This is a genomic window from Pradoshia sp. D12 (genome assembly GCF_008935075.1).
GTDB lineage: Bacteria > Bacillota > Bacilli > Bacillales > Pradoshiaceae > Pradoshia.
Genome location: NZ_CP044545.1, coordinates 2,916,296 through 2,936,111, shown reverse-complemented (window position 1 = coordinate 2,936,111; position 19,816 = coordinate 2,916,296). Strand labels below are relative to the sequence as shown.

18 protein-coding genes are annotated in these 19,816 nt (G+C 37.4%); 16 read left to right on the top strand and 2 right to left on the bottom strand.

The genetic code is table 11. From position 1 onward, the window contains the following. Nucleotides 1-155: 155 nt before the first annotated feature. The 8 genes from mltG (at nucleotide 156) to F7984_RS14070 (ending at nucleotide 8,372) form a co-directional block, all read left to right on the top strand. Complete coding sequence (mltG, locus tag F7984_RS14105) at nucleotides 156-1,280, top strand: endolytic transglycosylase MltG (protein ID WP_225983611.1); 1,125 nt, start codon at nucleotides 156-158, stop codon at nucleotides 1,278-1,280. Nucleotides 1,281-1,443: 163 nt separating this feature from the next. Further along, on the top strand, nucleotides 1,444-2,097 hold the full coding sequence (locus F7984_RS14100) for an O-methyltransferase (protein WP_066105391.1): 654 nt from the start codon (nucleotides 1,444-1,446) through the stop codon (nucleotides 2,095-2,097). Continuing rightward, nucleotides 2,094-3,023, top strand: a complete 930-nt coding sequence (locus tag F7984_RS14095) for a peptidase U32 family protein (protein ID WP_140461988.1) — start codon at nucleotides 2,094-2,096, stop codon at nucleotides 3,021-3,023. The genes F7984_RS14100 and F7984_RS14095 overlap by 4 nt, the downstream gene beginning before the upstream one ends. 21 nt (nucleotides 3,024-3,044) lie before the next feature. Beyond that, complete coding sequence (locus F7984_RS14090; protein WP_066105385.1) at nucleotides 3,045-4,316, top strand: peptidase U32 family protein; 1,272 nt, start codon at nucleotides 3,045-3,047, stop codon at nucleotides 4,314-4,316. Between the two features lie 2 nt (nucleotides 4,317-4,318). Continuing rightward, nucleotides 4,319-4,951, top strand: coding sequence for a uridine kinase (udk, locus tag F7984_RS14085; RefSeq protein WP_066105382.1), 633 nt, complete (start codon nucleotides 4,319-4,321; stop codon nucleotides 4,949-4,951). 258 nt (nucleotides 4,952-5,209) lie between these two features. Then, a complete protein-coding gene (gene greA / locus F7984_RS14080) occupies nucleotides 5,210-5,686 on the top strand; it encodes a transcription elongation factor GreA (RefSeq protein ID WP_066105374.1) in 477 nt (158 codons plus the stop codon). Nucleotides 5,687-5,804: 118 nt separating this feature from the next. Next, a complete protein-coding gene (locus F7984_RS14075; protein WP_140461989.1) occupies nucleotides 5,805-7,586 on the top strand; it encodes a penicillin-binding transpeptidase domain-containing protein in 1,782 nt (593 codons plus the stop codon). 87 nt (nucleotides 7,587-7,673) lie between these two features. Next, nucleotides 7,674-8,372, top strand: coding sequence for a YrrS family protein (locus F7984_RS14070; RefSeq protein ID WP_225983610.1), 699 nt, complete (start codon nucleotides 7,674-7,676; stop codon nucleotides 8,370-8,372). A 133-nt stretch (nucleotides 8,373-8,505) separates the two neighbouring features. Here F7984_RS14070 and F7984_RS14065 read toward each other — a convergent pair whose 3' ends face one another. Then, on the bottom strand, nucleotides 8,506-8,877 hold the full coding sequence (locus tag F7984_RS14065; protein WP_066105359.1) for a hypothetical protein: 372 nt from the start codon (nucleotides 8,875-8,877) through the stop codon (nucleotides 8,506-8,508). Nucleotides 8,878-9,870: 993 nt separating this feature from the next. Next, the gene (locus tag F7984_RS14060; RefSeq protein ID WP_066105356.1) at nucleotides 9,871-10,077 is read right to left on the bottom strand and encodes a DUF2536 family protein; all 207 of its coding nucleotides are present in this window, start codon (nucleotides 10,075-10,077) and stop codon (nucleotides 9,871-9,873) included. A gap of 150 nt (nucleotides 10,078-10,227) precedes the next feature. Between F7984_RS14060 and mtnN the strand changes: the two genes are divergently transcribed. The 8 genes from mtnN to F7984_RS14020 all read left to right on the top strand — a co-directional run bounded on the left by mtnN (nucleotide 10,228) and on the right by F7984_RS14020 (nucleotide 19,803). Beyond that, nucleotides 10,228-10,923, top strand: coding sequence for a 5'-methylthioadenosine/S-adenosylhomocysteine nucleosidase (gene mtnN, locus F7984_RS14055; protein ID WP_140461990.1), 696 nt, complete (start codon nucleotides 10,228-10,230; stop codon nucleotides 10,921-10,923). A gap of 191 nt (nucleotides 10,924-11,114) precedes the next feature. Further along, the gene (locus F7984_RS14050; RefSeq protein WP_077248071.1) at nucleotides 11,115-11,327 is read left to right on the top strand and encodes a YrhC family protein; all 213 of its coding nucleotides are present in this window, start codon (nucleotides 11,115-11,117) and stop codon (nucleotides 11,325-11,327) included. A gap of 475 nt (nucleotides 11,328-11,802) precedes the next feature. After that, entirely contained in the window at nucleotides 11,803-12,186 is a 384-nt protein-coding gene (locus F7984_RS14045) for a DUF454 family protein (protein WP_066105347.1), read from the top strand. Beyond that, on the top strand, nucleotides 12,183-13,907 hold the full coding sequence (locus F7984_RS14040; protein WP_140461991.1) for an ABC transporter ATP-binding protein/permease: 1,725 nt from the start codon (nucleotides 12,183-12,185) through the stop codon (nucleotides 13,905-13,907). Before F7984_RS14045 ends, F7984_RS14040 begins: the two co-directional genes overlap by 4 nt. Then, nucleotides 13,904-15,586, top strand: a complete 1,683-nt coding sequence (locus F7984_RS14035; protein ID WP_140461992.1) for an amino acid ABC transporter ATP-binding/permease protein — start codon at nucleotides 13,904-13,906, stop codon at nucleotides 15,584-15,586. The genes F7984_RS14040 and F7984_RS14035 overlap by 4 nt, the downstream gene beginning before the upstream one ends. Before the next feature lie 311 nt (nucleotides 15,587-15,897). Next, nucleotides 15,898-16,032, top strand: coding sequence for a YrzI family small protein (locus F7984_RS14030; RefSeq protein WP_077248070.1), 135 nt, complete (start codon nucleotides 15,898-15,900; stop codon nucleotides 16,030-16,032). A gap of 716 nt (nucleotides 16,033-16,748) precedes the next feature. Next, entirely contained in the window at nucleotides 16,749-17,465 is a 717-nt protein-coding gene (gene sigK, locus F7984_RS14025; protein ID WP_066105338.1) for an RNA polymerase sporulation sigma factor SigK, read from the top strand. Between the two features lie 82 nt (nucleotides 17,466-17,547). Beyond that, nucleotides 17,548-19,803: an MMPL family transporter gene (locus F7984_RS14020; protein ID WP_140461993.1), complete on the top strand. Its 2,256-nt coding sequence runs from the start codon at nucleotides 17,548-17,550 to the stop codon at nucleotides 19,801-19,803. Nucleotides 19,804-19,816: the final 13 nt, after the last annotated feature.

The window sequence follows — 19,816 nt, the reverse complement described above, 5'->3', positions numbered from 1 at the left end:
GAGCATGTTATAAAAAAGTAATGGTCAATTCATGAAATTTATTATATAATCAAGCGGTTTAAGAAAAAGTTTTATGATAATCATTGACAGATTCCGCTAATGTTTGCAATAAATAAAGAGGGCTTGTAATAAAATGCCTTAGGGGGGCATCACTTTTGGATAATGATAAAAATTGGAAGAAAGAGCAAATGAAAATAAAGCTACTTGAAAGACAGAGTGAAGCTAGAGTGGTACGGAAAATTGTTACTGTTTCGTTAGTTGCTGTCATCCTTGTCATGACGCTTGTTGGACTTGGTGGGTATTTGTATATCTCCTCCGCATTAAAACCTGTTGACCCAGATAATAAAGATGCAATCAAGGTGGAAATCCCTCGTGGTTCAGGAATTAGTTTGATTTCTCAAACATTAGAGGATAATGGAGTCGTTAAAAACGCGAAAGTATTTAAATACTATGTCAAGTTTAAAAATGAATCTGGTTTCCAGGCTGGAACCTATAATTTATCACCATCTATGACAATTCAGGAAATCATCGATCAAATCAAAAATGGAATTGTAGCTGAGACCTATCGAATTACTATTCCGGAAGGAAGAGATCTGGAACAAATTTCAGAAATTATTGCCAAGAAAACAGGCAAAAAGTCAAAAGATGTCTTAGCCGTTATAAATAAAAATGGATTTATTAAAGAAATGATGAATAAGTATCCTGATTTATTAACGGATGATATTCTTGCCGAGAATGTCAGATATCCATTGGAAGGATATTTATATCCAGCAACGTATTCATTTTATGAGGAAGATCCAACAATAGAGTCAATTGTTAGCGATATGGTAAAAAAAACCAACGAAATCTTAGCGAAGTATAAGGATGAAATGTCCAAGGATAAATGGACACCGCATACACTATTAACAATGGCATCCTTAATTGAAGAAGAAGCAACTGAGAAGGTGGATAGGGATAAAATATCTGCTGTGTTTAAAAACAGGATGGAGAAGGATATGCGATTGCAAACTGATCCAACTGTTCTGTACGCATTGGGAGAGCATAAAGATCGGGTGACATACAAAGACTTAGAAGTCGACTCACCATATAATCTTTATCGACATAAGGGGTTAACCCCTGGACCAATTGCCAATGCAGGTGAAACCTCTATTCAGGCGGCATTAAACCCTGCAGATATTGATGACCTATATTTCCTTGCTACTAAATCGGGAGAAGTCATCTTTAATAAAACATTAGAAGAACATAATAAAGATAAGGCAAAACATATAACGAATAATTAAGCATTTGGAGGGGAACTATGGAAGAGAAGAAACGTTTCGCTTCTTTCCCCTAAATATGCTAAAATATTCGAAGTGCATAAAAATAGTGTATGTATTTAAAGAAAGCCACCTGGCTTTCTCATTTTTTTGAATTAAGCAAAGTACAGGGTTTGGAGGAATAAGGATGAATAAGAATCTTGATCACTATTTACAGACTCTTGTACCTTCCCGAAATGATTTATTAAGTGAAATGGAAGAGTATGCAAGGGAAAATGGTGTTCCGATTATGGAATTAACCGGTATGGAGTCTATGTTACAGATTCTAAAAATCCAAAAGCCGCGAAAAATTTTAGAAATTGGAACAGCAATTGGTTATTCTGCTTTACGAATGGCGTATACGCTGCCAGAAGCTTCAATACTGACAATTGAAAGAGATGAGGAACGTATTGAAAAAGCTCATCATTTTATTGAAAGAGCGGACATGAAGAGTAGAATAAAGATTATAAAAGGTGACGCCCTTGAGACAGAATCAGCTGTCTCTCCAGAAGGACCTTTTGATTGTATATTTATCGACGCAGCTAAAGGACAATATAAACGTTTCTTTGAAATATATGAAAAGTCTTTGGCAGAGGGAGGAATTATCCTTTCCGATAATGTTCTCTTTAAAGGCTTGGTGGCTCTTGAACAGGAAGAGATTGAATCTAAACGAACAAAAAATTTAGTTAATAAAATAAAAGGCTATAATGAATGGCTCATGAATAAGGAAAACTTTGATACTGTCATTATCCCTGTCGGGGATGGTTTGGCTATCAGTATTAAACGAGGTGAAAAGGCATGAAAACCCCTGAGCTATTACTAACACCTACTAAGGTTGAAGATATCATCCCATTAATTGATGCAGGTGCAGATGCATTTGTTATAGGGGAACAACGTTATGGACTGAGACTGGCTGGAGAATTTAACAGAGAGGCTGTTAAAGAAGCAATCCAGCTAGCCCATTCAAAAGGAAAGAAAGTATATGTGGCTATGAATGCCATCTTCCATAATGAGAAAGTGGACGAGCTGTCCGATTATTTGCGTTTCTTAGATGCCAATCAAGCTGATGCTGTCATCTTTGGAGATCCAGCTGTTTTGATGGCTGCTCGTGAAGCAACTCCGAACCTGCCACTGCATTGGAATACAGAAACAACAGCGACCAACTGGTTCACGTGTAATTACTGGGGAACAAAAGGAGCTAAGCGTGCAGTCCTTGCCCGGGAAATTAATATGGACGCTATCATTGAAATTAAAGAACATGCCAAAGTCGAGATTGAAGTACAGGTGCATGGAATGACAGCCATGTTTCAGTCAAAACGGACGCTTATCGGGAATTACTTTAATTACCAAGGCCGCAATATGAAAGTGGATAGCCTGGAGGATCAAAAAAGCTTATTCCTGCACGATCCTGAGCGTAACGCTAAATATCCAATCTTTGAAGATGAAAACGGCACTCATATTATGAGTCCGAATGATATTTGCATTATTGATGAATTGGCAGAAATGCTCGATGCTGGGGTAGACTCCTTTAAAATTGATGGAATCTTAAAGGATTCTGACTATCTTATTGAAGTAACCAAATTGTATCGCGAGGCAATTGATTTATATGCAGAGAATCCGGATCTATACGAAGATAAGAAGGAAGAACTGCTGCAGAAAGCTGAAGAAATTCAACCGGCAAACAGATCGCTGGATACAGGCTTCTTTTTCAAGGAGACTGTTTATTAACAGGGAATGGAGGATGACCGAATGTCCGTGTCAGAAAATAAAATTTCCGAGATTATTGACGGAAAACGCGTTATTGTAAAAAAACCGGAATTACTGGCTCCTGCCGGTAACCTGGAAAAATTAAAAATCGCTGTCCGTTATGGTGCCGACGCCGTATTTATTGGCGGTCAGGAATATGGATTGCGCTCCAATGCCGGAAATTTTTCATTGGCAGAAATGAAAGAAGGCGTGGAGTTTGCTAAACAATACGGCGCTAAAATATATGTGACCACTAATATTTTTGCTCATAATGAGAACATCGATGGACTTCCGGAGTATTTAAAAGGGATTGAAGAAGCTGGAGTAACAGGTATTATAGTAGCTGACCCGTTAATAATTGAGACCTGTAAAAAGGCTGCTCCAAAGCTGGAAATCCACTTAAGTACACAGCAATCCTTATCAAACTGGAAAGCTGTACAGTTTTGGAAAGAAGAAGGGCTGGATCGTGTTGTTTTGGCACGTGAGACGAGTGGAGAAGAAATCAAGCTAATGAAAGAAAAGGTTGATATTGAAATTGAAACCTTTATTCATGGGGCGATGTGTATTGCTTATTCAGGGCGCTGCACGCTATCTAACCATATGACAGCCCGTGATTCTAATCGAGGCGGCTGCTGCCAATCATGCAGATGGGATTATCATTTATTCGCTAATACGGAAGATGGTGAAAAACCATTATTTGAAGATGAAGACCAACCGTTTGCGATGAGTCCTAAAGATTTGAAACTGGTTGAATCCATCCCAACTATGATAGAGATGGGAATCGACAGCTTAAAAATCGAAGGCCGTATGAAATCCATTCATTATATTGCAACAGTTGTCAGTGTTTATCGCAAGGTTATAGATACTTATTGTGCGGATCCGGACAATTTTGTTTTCAAAGAGGAATGGATTACAGAGCTCAATAAGTGTGCGAATCGGGAAACAGCTCCCGCATTCTTTGAAGGTGTACCAAGCCATAAGGAGCAAATGTTTGGCAATCATAATAACAAAACAACGCATGACTTTGCCGGGCTTGTCTTATCGTATGATGAAAATACATCTATAGTCACGTTACAGCAAAGAAATTACTTTAAACCGGGAGACGAAATTGAATTTTTCGGACCTAATATCGAAAACTTTACGCAAACAGTCGGAACAATCTGGGATGAGGACGGCAATGAATTAGATGCTGCAAGACATCCGCTTATGACTGTCCGCTTAAAAGTCGATCAACCGGTTCATCCATATGATATGATGAGGAAGGAGAACAACTAAAAATGACTAAGCCAATTGTAATTGGGGTTGCAGGTGGCTCGGGTTCAGGGAAAACGAGTGTAACAAAAGCAATCTATGAAAAATTCAAGGGTCATTCCATCATGATTCTAGAACAAGATTATTATTATAAGGATCAAAGCCATCTTCCTTTTGAGGAACGACTAAAGACAAACTATGATCATCCATTGGCTTTTGATAATGATCTATTGCTGGAGCATATCAACAAATTGCTTCGTTATGAAGCAATTGAAAAGCCGGTTTATGATTATGCTATGCATACACGCTCTGAGGATGTAATTCCTGTTGAACCTAAGGACGTTATTATTCTCGAGGGAATCTTGGTACTTGAAGATGAGAGATTACGCGATATAATGGATATTAAACTATTTGTTGATACCGATGCAGATCTTCGTATAATACGTCGTTTAATGCGTGATATAAAAGAACGGGGCCGTTCAATTGATTCAGTCATTGAACAATACACATCTGTGGTACGTCCTATGCATAACCAATTTATTGAGCCTACTAAGCGCTATGCGGATATTATTATTCCTGAAGGCGGACACAATTACGTGGCTATTGATGTAATTGGTACTAAAATCCAAACGATTTTGGAGCAAAAATCCCTTTTATAGGAATATTTTGTTTTTACACCAATTTCCATAAAAATAACAAAAAAGTTACTCATTTTTGAAAAAATTTTGATAAAATTAATAGACAAATCGATAAAAAGAAATTAAGCTAACAATGAGTGTAAATTGCGCGTTCGATTGAGAACGCGCAATTCCTATACCAATAAAGGTATATACATAGTTATTAAGTGCATATATATACACATGATCACATGGAGCGGTTGGTGCTGCATGGTGAAAGTACAGAAGGAGTGAAATTTTTTGGCTACTGAAAAAGTATTCCCAATGACTAAAGAGGGAAAAGAAAAATTAGAGAAAGAATTAGAACTTTTAAAAACGGTTAAACGTAAAGAAGTTGTAGAACGAATTAAAATTGCACGCAGTTTCGGTGACTTATCCGAAAACTCTGAGTATGACTCTGCTAAAGAAGAACAAGCATTTGTTGAAGGAAGAATCACTACACTTGAAAATATGATTAGAAATGCACAAATTATTGAGTCAGGTGCATCTCAGGATGGAACGGTTACATTAGGAAAATCCGTAACATTTAAAGAATTACCTGATGGTGAAGAAGAAACTTATATAATTGTCGGTTCTGCAGAAGCTGACCCATTTGAGTATAAAATTTCAAATGATTCTCCTATTGCCCGCAGTTTAATGGGAAAAAAACCAGGTGATGAAGTAACGGTTTCTACTCCAGGTGGAGATATGGAAGTCGTAATCGTATCCGTTCAATAATTTGAAATTTAAGAAAGAACCAGCAAGGCGCCTATTTTAGGTGCCTTTTTTATTTGTTCAATTATAGTTTGAAATAGGCAAGCCCCGTCGAAACTGGTAACAGTAAGGGGTGTGTTAAATGAAAAAAAGAATATTGGGGACAGGAATTATTTTTCTATTGCTGTTTACTTTATTAATAGCCAAGCTGGTACATATACAGATAGTGAAGCCAAAGGAATATTCCAAACACCGGGTAAATTTATTAGAGAATAGTGTGAGACAAAGAATTGACGAAATCACTTTGGATGATGGGAGAGGTGGATTTCTTGATAGAGAAGGTAAGTCGATATCCTATCAGGACAAATCGGTGTTAGTACTCTTTCCATTTGTTAAACATTTAGATTGGCCTGCAGATAAAGTGGCAGACATTCTTGAGATAGAGAAAGAAATACTACTACAAAGGATAAAGAGTGAAGAGGAACCATTTATTTATGAAAATAAAGGTATAACAGAATTAACAGATAGCCAAATTGCGCAAATTAACAATCTTCATATTCCAGGTATTATAGGTGTAAAGAAGAGAGAGGTTATAGCAAATCCTTCAGCAAGCCATCTTCTAGGGTCCCTGACATTAAATAAGAATGAAATAGATGAAGCTAATAAAATAGGCTATACACCGGTTGATTATCAAACAAAAGTAGGGAAAACAGGATTGCAAAAAGCCTTTCAGATCTTCCTGCAGGGTAATGGCAGTAAAAAACTAGTTTATCACAAAGCAGCCAATGGACTGCCAATGTTTGGAGTGGATATCCGTTATTTGGACGAAGGTCAATCTGGTGAAAGAATTAATATACAGACTACTTTGGATCAGGACTATCAAAAACTTGCAGAACAAGTTGCTGATGATAGTGGGCTGAAAAAAGGCGGAATCATCATTTTAGATGTTGAGACTAATGATATTCTGACTATGTTTTCCACACCGCTTGTAAATAAAGATGTAAACAATGAGGGTAACCATAATCAAATGATTACTCCACAGACTCCTGGTTCCGTATTTAAAACGGTTATAGCAGCTGCTGCCATAGAAGAAGGCCTAAACCTGAATGGAAGAGAATTTAACGGTAATTTGGATCATTTAGGGCGACCTGTTGATAAAAATACAGGAAGATTGCTAGGAATGGTTGATTTTAAGCGAGGGTTTGCATTAAGCAGCAACCAAGTTTTTGGAGTTCTGGGAAAGGAATTGGCAGATAAAAATCCGAATCTTATTGAAGAGTATGCTGAGCGGCTTGGCTTAATTCAACCAATTGGGTGGAATGGAAGTGTATTCCATACATCTCTCATTAAACAACTGCCGGAAGAAAAATCTGGGGTCATATGGACAGAATCCTCCATGAAGAAGGATGAGAATTTTGTGGCGAATACATCGATTGGTCAACTAAATGTAAAAGTAACTCCGCTTGCCATCGCCAATATGATGGCCACGATTGCCAGAGGCGGTGAAAGAATGATGGCTAGAGCTGCCACTAAAGCGGTCGATGATGACGGATTAACCATTGCCACCTTCAAAGAGCAGCCTATAGAAGGTAAAGCCATTTCAAAAATAACAGCCAGCAAGCTACAGCAATTATTAAGAGGAGTAGTAACAACAACAGGGAAATATGCCACTGCGGGTAATCTACATACAGCCAAGTACGATGTTGCTGGTAAGTCAGGAACAGCAGAAATTGGGGCCAAGGAAGATAAAACAAAACAGATGTACAATAAATGGTTTGCAGGTTATTTTCCTTTTCAAAAACCTAAATATGCGATGGTGATTGTAAATCTGGATACAGCGAGCAAGTCGGGTGCGGTAACTCCTTTATACTTACAAATGGTCAATGGGATACATGCAATTAATCAAAAAAGAGGCCTGGAATAAAAAATATGACGAAAAATTGAATAACTTTTAGTGATTACCTATCCATGTTAAAATAATCTTTATTATAAATTTGAGGAGGAAGTGTATATGGATAGGCAAGATAAATATCCTTCGCGTATGGATAAACGTCAGGATAAAAAGGTAAACAAAGTCTACAATATACTGATTACAGTTGTCGTTCTCCTTATTGTCGTTGTGGGAGCTACTATATTTTTAGGTAATAATGATGAACCGGCAAGTCAGAAGGCTGATACCAATCCTGAAAGTAATCAATCGGCAACCAATAAAGAAGACGAAGCTGACAAAGAGGAAGCTGACAAAGAAGAAACTGCAATGAATGAAGATGAGCAAGCATCTGAGAATGAGGACGAAGAGGGCCAAGATCAAGACCAAAACGCTGATCAAGATTCCTCTGAATCTGAAGATGCAGTAGAGTCTGAGAAAGTTGAAGAAACAGCTTCTGATGGAAATGTGGAAGAAGCGTATTCTGATCCTTCATGGAAGCCAGTAGGTACGGAACAAAGTGGAGAGCATGTTACACAATACGAGAAAGGTTCCACTGATTGGAATGAAATGGAGCAAGCCATTGCCTATGGAGCTGGCATAGATCAAAGTAATATGACCTTATGGTATTTACAAAATGGCGGTGAACCGAATAAGGCAATTGGTACTGTATCACCTAAAGATGGATCAAGCACGTATCGTGTATATATCGAATGGGTTGATGGTGAAGGATGGAAACCGACAAAGGTAGAAAAACTTATAAAGAATGACAAAGCTAGTTAACCAAATAAAAATACTTTTAAAGCTGCCGTGTTTGGCAGCTTTTTTGATTGTTACTTTTAAGGGAAATCCAGATAATTTGAAGAGTGGAAATACAAAGAGGTAATCGTAGCCATTTCAAAAAGGATGTATCATGTCAGTCAATATCTCTTAAATGTGTTCGAATCTCGGATGCGGTTTTTGTGGGATTTTCACATTGGAAAATAATATATCTATACTTTTTATGTCCTTGCAATTCTATGATGACCAACGGTATCCTACCGCTGTATGAAAGAAAATACCATTCATTCTGATATTTATAACTTCCTTCATAAATATTTAAGAATGAAATAGAAGAACCAGGCATCCGTATCATCCGTGTAGGAGCGTCGAAATAATCTACTAAAACATTTTTTATTAGAGGGTAGGGCATTTGAATCTTTCGTTTTAAAGCAAAAAAAGTTGTTAAACCTGTAAGAGTTAAAATCAGTTCATGCTTATCGTCATCAAACTTTATTTCTCTCCCCATAAATAGCACCTCCTATTATTCATTTCTGCAGGTCATAAAGGCGTTGCCGCACGAAGTAGTGTACTTAAGCCTTTAATCCCTAATAAGCTCCCTACGGTGCCTCCTCTTATGCTTCGGAGGCCTAAAAGATGTAGGTCATGAAGATGTTGCCACAGGACGTGACGATTTTAGTCTTTGTTCCTTAATATACCCGTTTTTGGATTTTTAGTTAATCCAGCTTCGACTCCTAGTCCCTCAAGTCATAAGCAAATACTCTGCGGGAGGGAAGAACGTCTCCCTCTGAGTATTCGTCTTATGCTTTTCGGGCCTGAACAGTCGTCTCAGCTTTTTAGTTAATCTAGCTTCAGGGCCTAACCGCTCGAGTCATAAGTGTAGCTGCTGCGGGAGAAAAAAGCGTTCTCCCTACGCAACTCCTCTTATGCTTGTCGCGGCTGAGCAAGGCCCTTCAGCTTTTTATCTAATCCAGCTTCAGGGCCTAGGAGTTCGGGACATAAGCATAGCCTCTATGGGGGAGAAACATCCCCTTCGAGCCTATGTCTTATGCGGGCCAACAGGATGTTGGTCATGAAGACGTTGCCACAGGACGTGGCGCCTTTAGTCTTCGTTCCTTAACATGAGCCGTTTCAGCTTTTTAGTTAATCCAGCATCGACTCCTAGTCCCTCGAGCCATAAGCAAATACTCTGCGGGAGGGAAGAGCGTCTCCCTCCGAGTATTCGTCTTATGCTTTTCGGGTCTGAACAGTCGTCTCAGCTTTTTAGTTAATCCAGCATCGACTCCTAGTCCCTCGAGCCATAAGCAAATACTCTGCGGGAGGGAAGAGCGTCTCCCTCCGAGTATTCGTCTTATGCTTTTCGGGCCTGAACAGTCGTCTTAGCTTTTTAGTTAATCCAGCTTCAGGGCCTAGGAGTTCGGGACATAAGCATAGCCTCTACGGGGGAGAAACATCCCCTTCGAGCCTATGTCTTATGCTCCTCACTCCTGAACAAGGCCCTTCAGCTTTTTAGTTTATAGTGTACTACGGCTGTGTATATGGGTTTGCCTTCGGGGGTGGTGTGGATTTGGTGGGATATGTGGTGTACGGATAGCATGATTGCTTTGTTTTGATCTATTTTTTGTTGGATTTGTTTTTCAAGGTTTTGAATTGAGGATGCCTCGAAAAATTCAACTTTGTCTTCAATTAGTTCTAATTTAAATTCCACTTTTTTTGCCTCCTTCATTTTCAAACTAAGTCTACCAAAAATGCCTGGAATACTCTAGTTCCAATAAAGGATTAGTGGTCTGTTTATGCAGATGATTTATGGTAAAATGGTACATGTCATTTTAATTTTTGTAATAAAGGAGTTATACTGATGAAAATTGCTATTATTGGCGCAATGGAAGAAGAAGTTGCTTATTTGCGTGAGAATATAGAAAGTGCCGAGTCTGTTGTCATTGCTAATACAGAATATACAACTGGACAGATGTTTGGTGTGGATGTTATTTTGTTAAAATCCGGTATTGGCAAAGTGAATGCTGCCATGGGAACAACTGTCCTTCTTGAAAAGTTCAAGCCTGATTTTATCATCAACACTGGCTCAGCAGGTGGCTATAACCCAGAATTAAATGTAGGAGATATGGTCATTTCAACTGAGGTACGTCACCATGATGTGGATGTTACGGCGTTTGATTATGAATACGGACAGGTTCCACAATTACCTGCAGCATTTATTGCTGATGAAAAGCTTGTATCACTTGCAGAGAAAGTGGCTGCAGGTATAGACGGGGTTGGAGTTGGAAAAGGGTTAATCGCAACCGGTGACGTATTTATGTCTGATCCTGAACGTGTTCGATTTGTAAGAGAGAAGTTTCCACAGCTTCAGGCAGTTGAAATGGAAGCAGCCGCTATTGCTCAGGTGGCTTATCAGTTTAGTGTTCCATTTGTAGTTACGCGCGCATTAAGTGATATTGCTGGCAAAGAGTCAGATTTATCATTTGATCAATTCCTGGAAAAGGCTGCGTTGCATTCAGCTCAACTGGCAATGGGAATTGTAAAAGAATTAAAATAAAATTTTGAAGTTCTGTCGAAATACTGAGACAGAACTTTTTTTGTTTTCTTTAAAAAATAATAAGATTGTTCATAAATATTACTACCATTTTGTCCATCTATTTTAGTGGTTCGCCTGCCACTATTTACATTAGCATAGGGAGGAATATCGTGTTACTGTATTACTAGTTTATTTGAAAGGTGGTAGTTTCCTTGAAAGAGAAAATGATAGATTATAAACGTTTTGGTACAACTCTCCTTATGTTTGCTGTATTTCTTTTTTTAGGATCCATATTGCCAAAGGAAGGTATGAGTGAAGTAGTAAAGGAATACTTAACTTTTGCTACTGCCGGAGTATTGGCGTTATCCGCATTGTTTTTTGCTTTATCCAAGAAATACGGGAAGTTAATACAAGACGAAGAATAGATTCTATAAAATACAGGTCAACTCATTTAATGAGTTGGCTTTTTTTTATAATCTTTTAATCAAGAATCTTTACAGGTACTTGATAAATTTATCATTGACATTGATAATCATTATCAATAATATTAATATATCAAAATAATAATGTACGGGTGGTTTCTAATGATATTGTTGACATTACATAAACTTTCTTTTTTTATTTGCTTATTCTTTGGGGTTTTACACCTGTTTAAAAAGAATAGACCGATAAAACTTACTCATAGATGGAGTGGTTGTATAGCCTTGATAAGTATATTTATATATTTATTTCAAATGAGTTCTAATTTATTTGGTTATATCATTTATATGCTTATCATTGCTCTGACAGCAATAATTCCTTTTTTAAAGAAACAAAAAAATTGTACGGCCGTTCATATAGTTGGAGGGTTAGGCTCTATAGTATGGCTTGTATTGATACATATTTAGTGGGGGAAGACAGATGAAAAAACTAATTTTACTGGGATTGGGATGGATATCTCTATTGTTTGGTTTAATTGGAATCGCAGTTCCTATTTTACCAACGACACCTTTACTATTACTGACAGCAATTTTATTCGCTGGTAATTCAGTTAAATGTGAAAACTGGCTGAAGAAACAGTCATTTTACGAAAAATATGTAGTGAGCTACCAAAGGGATGGTGGTCTTACTTTAAGAAGAAAATTAACGATTTTACTAACCGTGTATTTATTACTTCTAATCAGCGGTTTAATGGTCAATCATTTGCACGTTCGCATTGTTCTATGCGTGTTGGCAGTTGTTAAATTGATTGTTTTTATAAAAATTCCTACGATTAATAATCAAGAGGAAGTGCAACAAATATGATTCAAAAAGAAATGATGATTTATGCAAAAAAGTATGGAATCATCCCTGTTTTGGTTCAAGTTACATTATTGCAATTATTGAATGTTGTTATAAATATAGTGATTGTATTTGAGATTGCGGAATTATTTTCTGCCTTGTTCTATGTTCATAATATCGTTATGGATATGTACTACATTTTATATATTGGATTGATTATAGCTATAAAGTTCGGCTGTCATTATTACTCGACAAAGCTCACACATTATACATCATTTGAGCTAAAGCATAAGGTGCGGAGAGAACTGTTTGAAAAGCTTCTTTCACTGACCCCTCAAGAGATTACCAAACTGGAAATCAGTAAAATTAGCCAGCTCGCGGTAGAAGGTATCGAGAATATTGATGTTTATTACAGTCGTTATCTGCCGCAATTTTTTTATAGCCTGTTGACTCCTGTCCTGCTATTTGTGGTAATGGCAAAATTGAATTGGAAAATTGCGCTTATGTTGTTGATCAGTGGTTTTTTAATTCCGGTTGCCATTGTGGCCGGCGTAAAAATTGGAAAGAGAATTTTTAAAACATATTGGAATAAATACTTGGATGTTGGTAAAAAGTTCGTTGAAGGTGTAGAGGGACTGCGCACCTTAAAAATTTATAACGGAGAAAAGGCATACGGAGAGATTATGAATAAGGAAGCAGAGGAATTCCGCTATATGACGATGAAGGTGCTTAGGATGCAATTGCAATCTATCACCATTATGGATTTAATCGCCTATTTAGGAGCAGCTTTGGGAATCGTCTGCTCAGTGATTGCCTATAAAAATGGAAACTTAAGTTTAACTGGCTTTATCTGTTTTTCTCTGCTGGCGATTGAATTTTTTGTACCATTTCGACTGTTGGGATCCTATTTTCATGTAGGTATGAATGGTACGAGTGCCTTGAATTTATTATCCTCCATTTTAAAAATTGACTCGCAAAAAGAAGAACCAGCTGTTCATAAGGATATCACAGGAGATTTATGCATTAAAAATATAACCTATACTTATCCATATGCTGAAAAACCGGCTTTGCAGGATTGCAATCTTGTCATCAAGCAAAGCGAGGTGACGGGAATTGCAGGTGCTTCTGGTGCAGGAAAAACGACTATTACACATATTCTGCAACGTTTCGTTGAACCGGAAAATGGAACAATTGAAATCGGTGGGACATCTTTAGCGGAACTGCCTATTGATCAGGTGCATCGATTGATTGGCTGTGTCAGTAACCGTTCCTATATTTTTGAAGGTACGATTTTTTCTAATTTAATGATGGCTAAACCAACTTTGGAGGTAGAAGAGGCAGAAGAGATTATTAGGTTTGTGAAGCTAGATCAATTTGCTGCTAACCTTCATTATAAAATTCAAAGCGGAGGGACGAATCTTTCAAGCGGACAGCGCCAAAAATTAGCAATTGCCCGAATGCTGTTAAAGAATCCTAAAGTGTTTATTTTTGATGAAGCTACTGCCAATATCGACCGTAGTAGTGAAGATGATATTCTTGATATTATTCAAAGAATCAGCCGTCAGGGAAAAATGGTTATCATGATTACCCATCACTTGCAGCGTTTAGTAGATGCAAATCAAATCTATGTATTCTCCAATGGAAAAATAGCTGAACAAGGCAATCATCAAACACTTATGAACAATGGGAACATTTATGCAGAGCTATTTGAAGAACAACAATCAATCGGAAGGTGTGCAGTATGATTAGCAGCGGAAAGAATTTGATTCAATTAATGAAAATATTAAAGCCGCTTATTCCACATATGATGCTGACAATCCTTCTTGGTACATTAGGTTATTTGGCGGTTTCAGCCATAAGTCTTATAGGAGGGATGGCTTTCTTGGATGTAATGGGCCTTAAGGACTTTGGAAATGGAAGACTGTTGCTGATTATGATTATTACAGCAGGTATAATGCGTGCTGTTTTTCGTCTGTGCGAGCAATATATGACCCATTACATTGCATTTAGGCTTCTGGCTACTATCCGGTTTCATATCTTTAGATCCCTTGGAAAGCTTGGGAATAGGCAATTAATGAGCTTTCAAAAAGGGGAGCTTATGAATGTTATTACTAAGGATGTAGAAATGCTTGAAGTGTTTTATGCGCACACAGTAGCTCCTGTTTGTATTAGCTTTATCACAGGAATTGTTTATCTGGCGATTTTTTGGTCTTTTCATCCATTTTATGCTGTTGCAGCGTTGTTCTCATATTTGTTAATAAGCTATGTTGTTCCGAAAAGTGTGTACAGAAGCGGACAAGAAGCAGGAGAAGCTTATCGTGTTCAATTTGGCATGCAAAGTCAATATATCCTTGATCGATTAAAAGGGTTGAAGGAACTGTACATTTTTGGACAGGAGCAACAGACAATTAATCAAATTGACGAATATAGTGAGGAATTAAATAATTCTACTTTGTCCCTTAAGAAACATGAAGGTCTACTCAAGGCATTGACGGATGGGGCATTATACCTTTCAGTGTTTATACAAATTGGTATATCTATTTATTTATACGGAATTGGTAAAGTGGATGCAGGTACAGGGCTTTTAGCTATGCTGCTGCTTTATTCTTCCTTTGGTCCTGCACTAGCTTTATCGCAGCTTAGCTCGAGCCTTGTTCATACATTTTCCAGTGCTAAACGTGTCTTAGGAATCATGAATATTACTCCTGAGGTAAATGAGGGAGGCAGTCGTGAACTCGTCCATATTGGTAATATTAAATATAAAGATGTTCAATTTGAGTATGAAAAAGGCAAACATTTATATAAAAACGTTAATTTTGAATGGAGAATAGGAGAAATTATTGGCATCAGGGGAGATAATGGTACGGGGAAATCAACATTGATTTCATTACTGCTGCGGGATATTCCAGTTACGAAAGGTACCATACTATTAAATGGAGTGCCAGCCGAGGAGTATGATGCCGATTCTTACCGGAATCATTTCAGTATGGTTGATGCTCATACAATTGTATTTTCGGATACATTGCGCCGGAATCTGACGATGTATAAAAAATATAAGGATGAAGAAATTTGGGATGCTTGTGAGAAAGCAGGATTGTATCAATTTATAAAAAGTCTTCCAGAAGGATTGGATACACATCTTCAAGAATTCGGTGAAAATCTTTCAAGTGGACAGCTCCAACGATTAGCGTTGGCCAGATTATTCCTGGATGATGCCTCGGTTTTCATCCTGGATGAACCTACGACCAATCTTGATGCGTTGAATGAATCCTCCATTCTTCAGGCCATTAAAGCCCATGCGGGAGATAAACTTGTTATTCTCATCAGCCATCATCCGGAGGTACTGGCTATGGCAGACCGTATTTTTGAAGTGAGCAATGGACAAATAAACGAAATGGAATGCCAGCATTGTAAGAATGCGTAATATGGGCAGTGGGATGATATCAAGACACACTTAAACACTTGTCGGTTCATGAACAACTTGGACAAAACAGCCTGGCATTAGAGCTGCAGAATAATTTTCTGCGGCTTTTTGCTTTGTTTAAAATTTATGATATGTAGATACTTACCCATTCTGGTTTTCTAAAGGTCTGTAATGGTCTATATTTTGGTGAAAAATAGTAAATTAAACTATAGGATTTTTATACAATTTTAGTTCTATATTGGTGGTGTGATGAATATATTGATAAAGTGTGCTAAAAACACCGATGATTTGAAGCTTAAGGAGGTAATTGCATGACCTTTAATATGATTCTGTTCACGGTTACAATCAAGTCAAATAAATTGGGCAGGTCTGAATACGTTTCAATACGTCAGGCGGAAAATGAAATACTTGATCGAAAAACAACTATAATTAATAAATTCTATTAATTATATTCCATACTCGAGTATGCGAAGGTTGACCGGTCCAAAAAAATTTGCTCAATCGGAAGGAAGGCGATAGATATGACTAGCAATATGATAGTAAAGACATCAAAATTTTTCTGGATTAATAAGGATAGTGCATAACGAACTGTTCACATTCCTGTAAAGAATTAGTCAATTATTCTTCACATCACGTCGCTTGGGACACCCCTTTATTATGTTAAATTTAGGTAAATGGGAAGAATAAGGGGTTGGTTACCATGTTATTATTCGTAATGGGGGTTGCTACTGCCGTTACAATCACATTTGTCATTGTAGCTGATATCACAACTATAGAATTATAAAAAGAAGAAAAAAACTTATGCAGAGCATAAGTTTTTTTCTTTATTTAGGACCAAGGTATCCCCCGCTCCAGAAACCCCAAAAGCCAAAGAGGAATAATAAAATGAATAGAATAATTAAGATCGCAAATCCGGCGCCATACCCATTTCGGCATGGTGGAGGAGGATAGCCCCAACCGCAACTGGGTCCTCCAAAATGATAAGGATACATAGGTGCACCTCCTTATATACCGTAGATTATTATTATAATATGGGATGATTGCTTATATGGTTGGGCATAAATCAAATATCTTATTTTCAGAAGGACAGGCAAGGGATAGAGGCTGCTGTCATACATATCTAATAGTCTAACTGGTTGGAAACAGTGAGGAGCTGATTTAATTGGCAGGAGTTTTAGCAACGTTTGGCTATTTTATTAAAGAATTGGTTTTTCTCGTCTCCTATGTTAAAAACAATGCATTTCCTCAACCATTATCAGCAAAGGAAGAAAGGGAATGTATTGAAAGAATGGCGGAAGGAGATGCGGAAGCAAGGAATTTATTAATTGAACATAACCTAAGGCTTGTAGCTCACATTGTAAAGAAGTTTGAAAATACTGGGGAAGATACTGAGGATCTCATTTCAATCGGAACGATTGGCTTAATCAAGGGAATCGAATCTTATTCCTCAGGTAAAGGCACGAAACTTGCTACATACGCGGCCCGCTGTATAGAAAATGAAATTTTGATGCATCTAAGAGTGATAAAAAAAACAAAAAAAGATGTTTCGTTGCATGACCCGATTGGCCAGGATAAAGAGGGAAATGAAATTTCATTGCTTGATATATTGAAGTCTGAGTCTGAGGATGTAATTGACACAATTCAGCTTAATATGGAACTTGAAAAAGTGAAGAAGTATATTGATGTGCTTGAGGACCGTGAAAAGGAGGTTATTGTTGGCAGGTTTGGCCTAGATCTAAAAAAGGAAAAGACACAAAGAGAGATAGCGAAAGAACTGGGTATATCTCGCAGCTATGTTTCAAGAATTGAAAAGAGAGCATTAATGAAAATGTTCCATGAATTTTATCGAGCAGAGAAAGAAAAAAGGAAGAAAAAATAGTCAAAACGGGCAAAAGATACTTGTCCGTTTTTTTCGTTAAAAGGAAATAATATTGTCACGCTCAAAAAATTGAGGTGTCAATATGCACGAATCTAAACCCCAACATAATTCTTCTTATTTTTACCGTTTTGGCTGTAAGGTCATTCAATATTATAAAGTTATCCTGCTAGTTTGGGGATTACTGTTTCTTGGCGGAATAATGCTAATACCATCTTTTTTTAACCATCTTTCACCACCGCAATTAAATGTAAAAGGTTCACAATCAGAACTAACTCAAAAATTAATGGAGCATAACTTTGCAGATGATATGGGTGAACAAAATTTTCTTGTTTTTCATTCGAATCAATGGAAAGTAAATGAACAAAAATTTTACGAACCGGTAGATAATGTTCTGGCTGAAATCCAAAAGATAGAAGGGGTAACTGTAGTTGCAAATCCGATGGAGAACCCTCTGCTGGAGGGGGAGAATCAAGTTTCAAAGGATTTGCACACTTGTTACGCGTTACTTTTTATTGAAGGGAATAAAGGTCGGGTTTTAGAAACGATTGATGTACTTAGTGAATATTTGGATGCGCAGAAGGGTGGGCTTGAACTATATTTGACAGGGGCCACTCCGACAATAAAGGATTTGACCCATATGGAAAAGCGGGATCTTACCTTTGCGGAAAAATTGGGCATGCCTTTTGTTCTTGTGGTTCTTTTATTTGCATTTGGTTCTCTTACAGCGGCTTTAATCCCGATTATGTTAGGAGGAATGGCGGTAGTTCTTACCTTTGCATGTTTAAGTCTTTCGGGATATCAGGATTTTGACATTATTGTACCAAGTGTAGTGACGATGATTGGACTGGGAATAGGAATTGATTATTCTTTATTTTTGATTATTAGATATAGGGAGGAACTTCAACAAAATGATTCTCATCAGGCAATCGCCATAGCCATTGCCACAAGCGGAAAGTCTATATTTTTATCTGGGTTGACGGTTATGATTTCATTAATCGGACTCCCTCTTGTTCATGCAAAATTATTTCTTAATTTAACAGTGGGCACATTTGCTGTTTTATTTATATTATTGTTGCTGACACTTACCTTTTTACCTTCATTATTATGTTTGCTTGGACATCGTCTGAACAGTTTTTCCATACCATATAAAAAGAAGACTAATCAGAGAAAATATCTGTATCGATGGACAAAGCATATCATGAAGTACTCACTTCCTTATTTAATTGGGAGTTTGCTTATTCTAGCAGCATTGACCGCTCCATTATTGCAGATGCATTTGGGAATAGGGCTTAATCAAGATGCCTTAAAGGATTATCCATCTGGAAGAGGAAATACGCTTTTAGAGGATAAGTTTGTGTCCGGTCTATACTCACCGGTTCTCCTGGTAAAGAAGGCTTCAGGTAGTCGGTTCAGTATGGAAGAGCTTAAGGAAATTTCGACTGTTGGAGATATCCTCAAAACCTTTGATGAGGTCCAAATGGTTTCATCCATTACAGAATTGACTGACAATCTTTTAGGTGATGATGATACATACAATGAGGTAGCAGAATTAATAAAACTACCTGAACTTAAGGAATATACCAGTTTTTTGATTAATGACGATTTTAATGTAGCCCCTGTAATGATTACGTTGAAATATGCCCCAGATTCTACTGAAGCAAAAACTTTTGTCTCTAAGCTAAATGAGCGGTTTGAGAAACAGGTGAATGAAGGGAGCCTTTATATTGGAGGGCTTACAGCTCAAGTGAATGATTTGCATGAAGAAACAGCAAAAAAAACACCCATCGTCATTGTGGTTGTTTTAATGATTTCCTATTGTTTCTTGGTAATTGCTTTTAAGAGCATTTTTATTCCAATAAAAGCAATTCTATTAAATATTATTTGTGTAACAGCAGCATGCGGAATGACAGTCTTAGTCTTTCAATTTGGATGGGGAGAAGAGTATCTTCAATTTACTTCTCCAGGATTTATACAGTCTTATTTGCCTGTATTAACCTTCGCAATTTTGTTCGGACTTTCTATGGACTATGAGGTATTTTTAGTCGGAAGGATTAAAGAAGAATGGGAATCATCCCACGATAATGAAGAATCAATAGCAAGGGGAATCGAATCTACAGGTCCTTTTATTACCCAGGCTGCCTTAATTATGATCATTGTTTTTATTTCATTTATCCTGACACGCGTATTAGAAATTAAACAGCTGGGCTTTACTTTAGCGATTGCTGTTTTATTGGATGCGACGATTATTAGGTTAATCCTTGTTCCAATCCTCTTGAAAATGATGGGAAAATGGAATTGGTGGTTTCCGAGGATGAAGAGACGATTTAAATTGAAATGATGATATACTTGAC

Excerpts from the sequence above, each read along its gene's own strand:
- F7984_RS14100 (WP_066105391.1), top strand. The coding sequence starts at position 1,444 with ATGAATAAGAATCTTGATCACTATTTACAGACTCTTGTACCTTCCCGA.
- F7984_RS14095 (WP_140461988.1), top strand. The coding sequence starts at position 2,094 with ATGAAAACCCCTGAGCTATTACTAACACCTACTAAGGTTGAAGATATC.
- F7984_RS14090 (WP_066105385.1), top strand. The coding sequence starts at position 3,045 with ATGTCCGTGTCAGAAAATAAAATTTCCGAGATTATTGACGGAAAACGC.
- udk (WP_066105382.1), top strand. The coding sequence starts at position 4,319 with ATGACTAAGCCAATTGTAATTGGGGTTGCAGGTGGCTCGGGTTCAGGG.
- F7984_RS14075 (WP_140461989.1), top strand. The coding sequence starts at position 5,805 with ATGAAAAAAAGAATATTGGGGACAGGAATTATTTTTCTATTGCTGTTT.
- F7984_RS14070 (WP_225983610.1), top strand. The coding sequence starts at position 7,674 with ATGGATAGGCAAGATAAATATCCTTCGCGTATGGATAAACGTCAGGAT.
- F7984_RS14065 (WP_066105359.1), bottom strand. The coding sequence starts at position 8,877 with ATGGGGAGAGAAATAAAGTTTGATGACGATAAGCATGAACTGATTTTA.
- mtnN (WP_140461990.1), top strand. The coding sequence starts at position 10,228 with ATGAAAATTGCTATTATTGGCGCAATGGAAGAAGAAGTTGCTTATTTG.
- F7984_RS14045 (WP_066105347.1), top strand. The coding sequence starts at position 11,803 with ATGAAAAAACTAATTTTACTGGGATTGGGATGGATATCTCTATTGTTT.
- F7984_RS14040 (WP_140461991.1), top strand. The coding sequence starts at position 12,183 with ATGATTCAAAAAGAAATGATGATTTATGCAAAAAAGTATGGAATCATC.
- F7984_RS14035 (WP_140461992.1), top strand. The coding sequence starts at position 13,904 with ATGATTAGCAGCGGAAAGAATTTGATTCAATTAATGAAAATATTAAAG.
- F7984_RS14030 (WP_077248070.1), top strand. The coding sequence starts at position 15,898 with ATGACCTTTAATATGATTCTGTTCACGGTTACAATCAAGTCAAATAAA.
- F7984_RS14020 (WP_140461993.1), top strand. The coding sequence starts at position 17,548 with ATGCACGAATCTAAACCCCAACATAATTCTTCTTATTTTTACCGTTTT.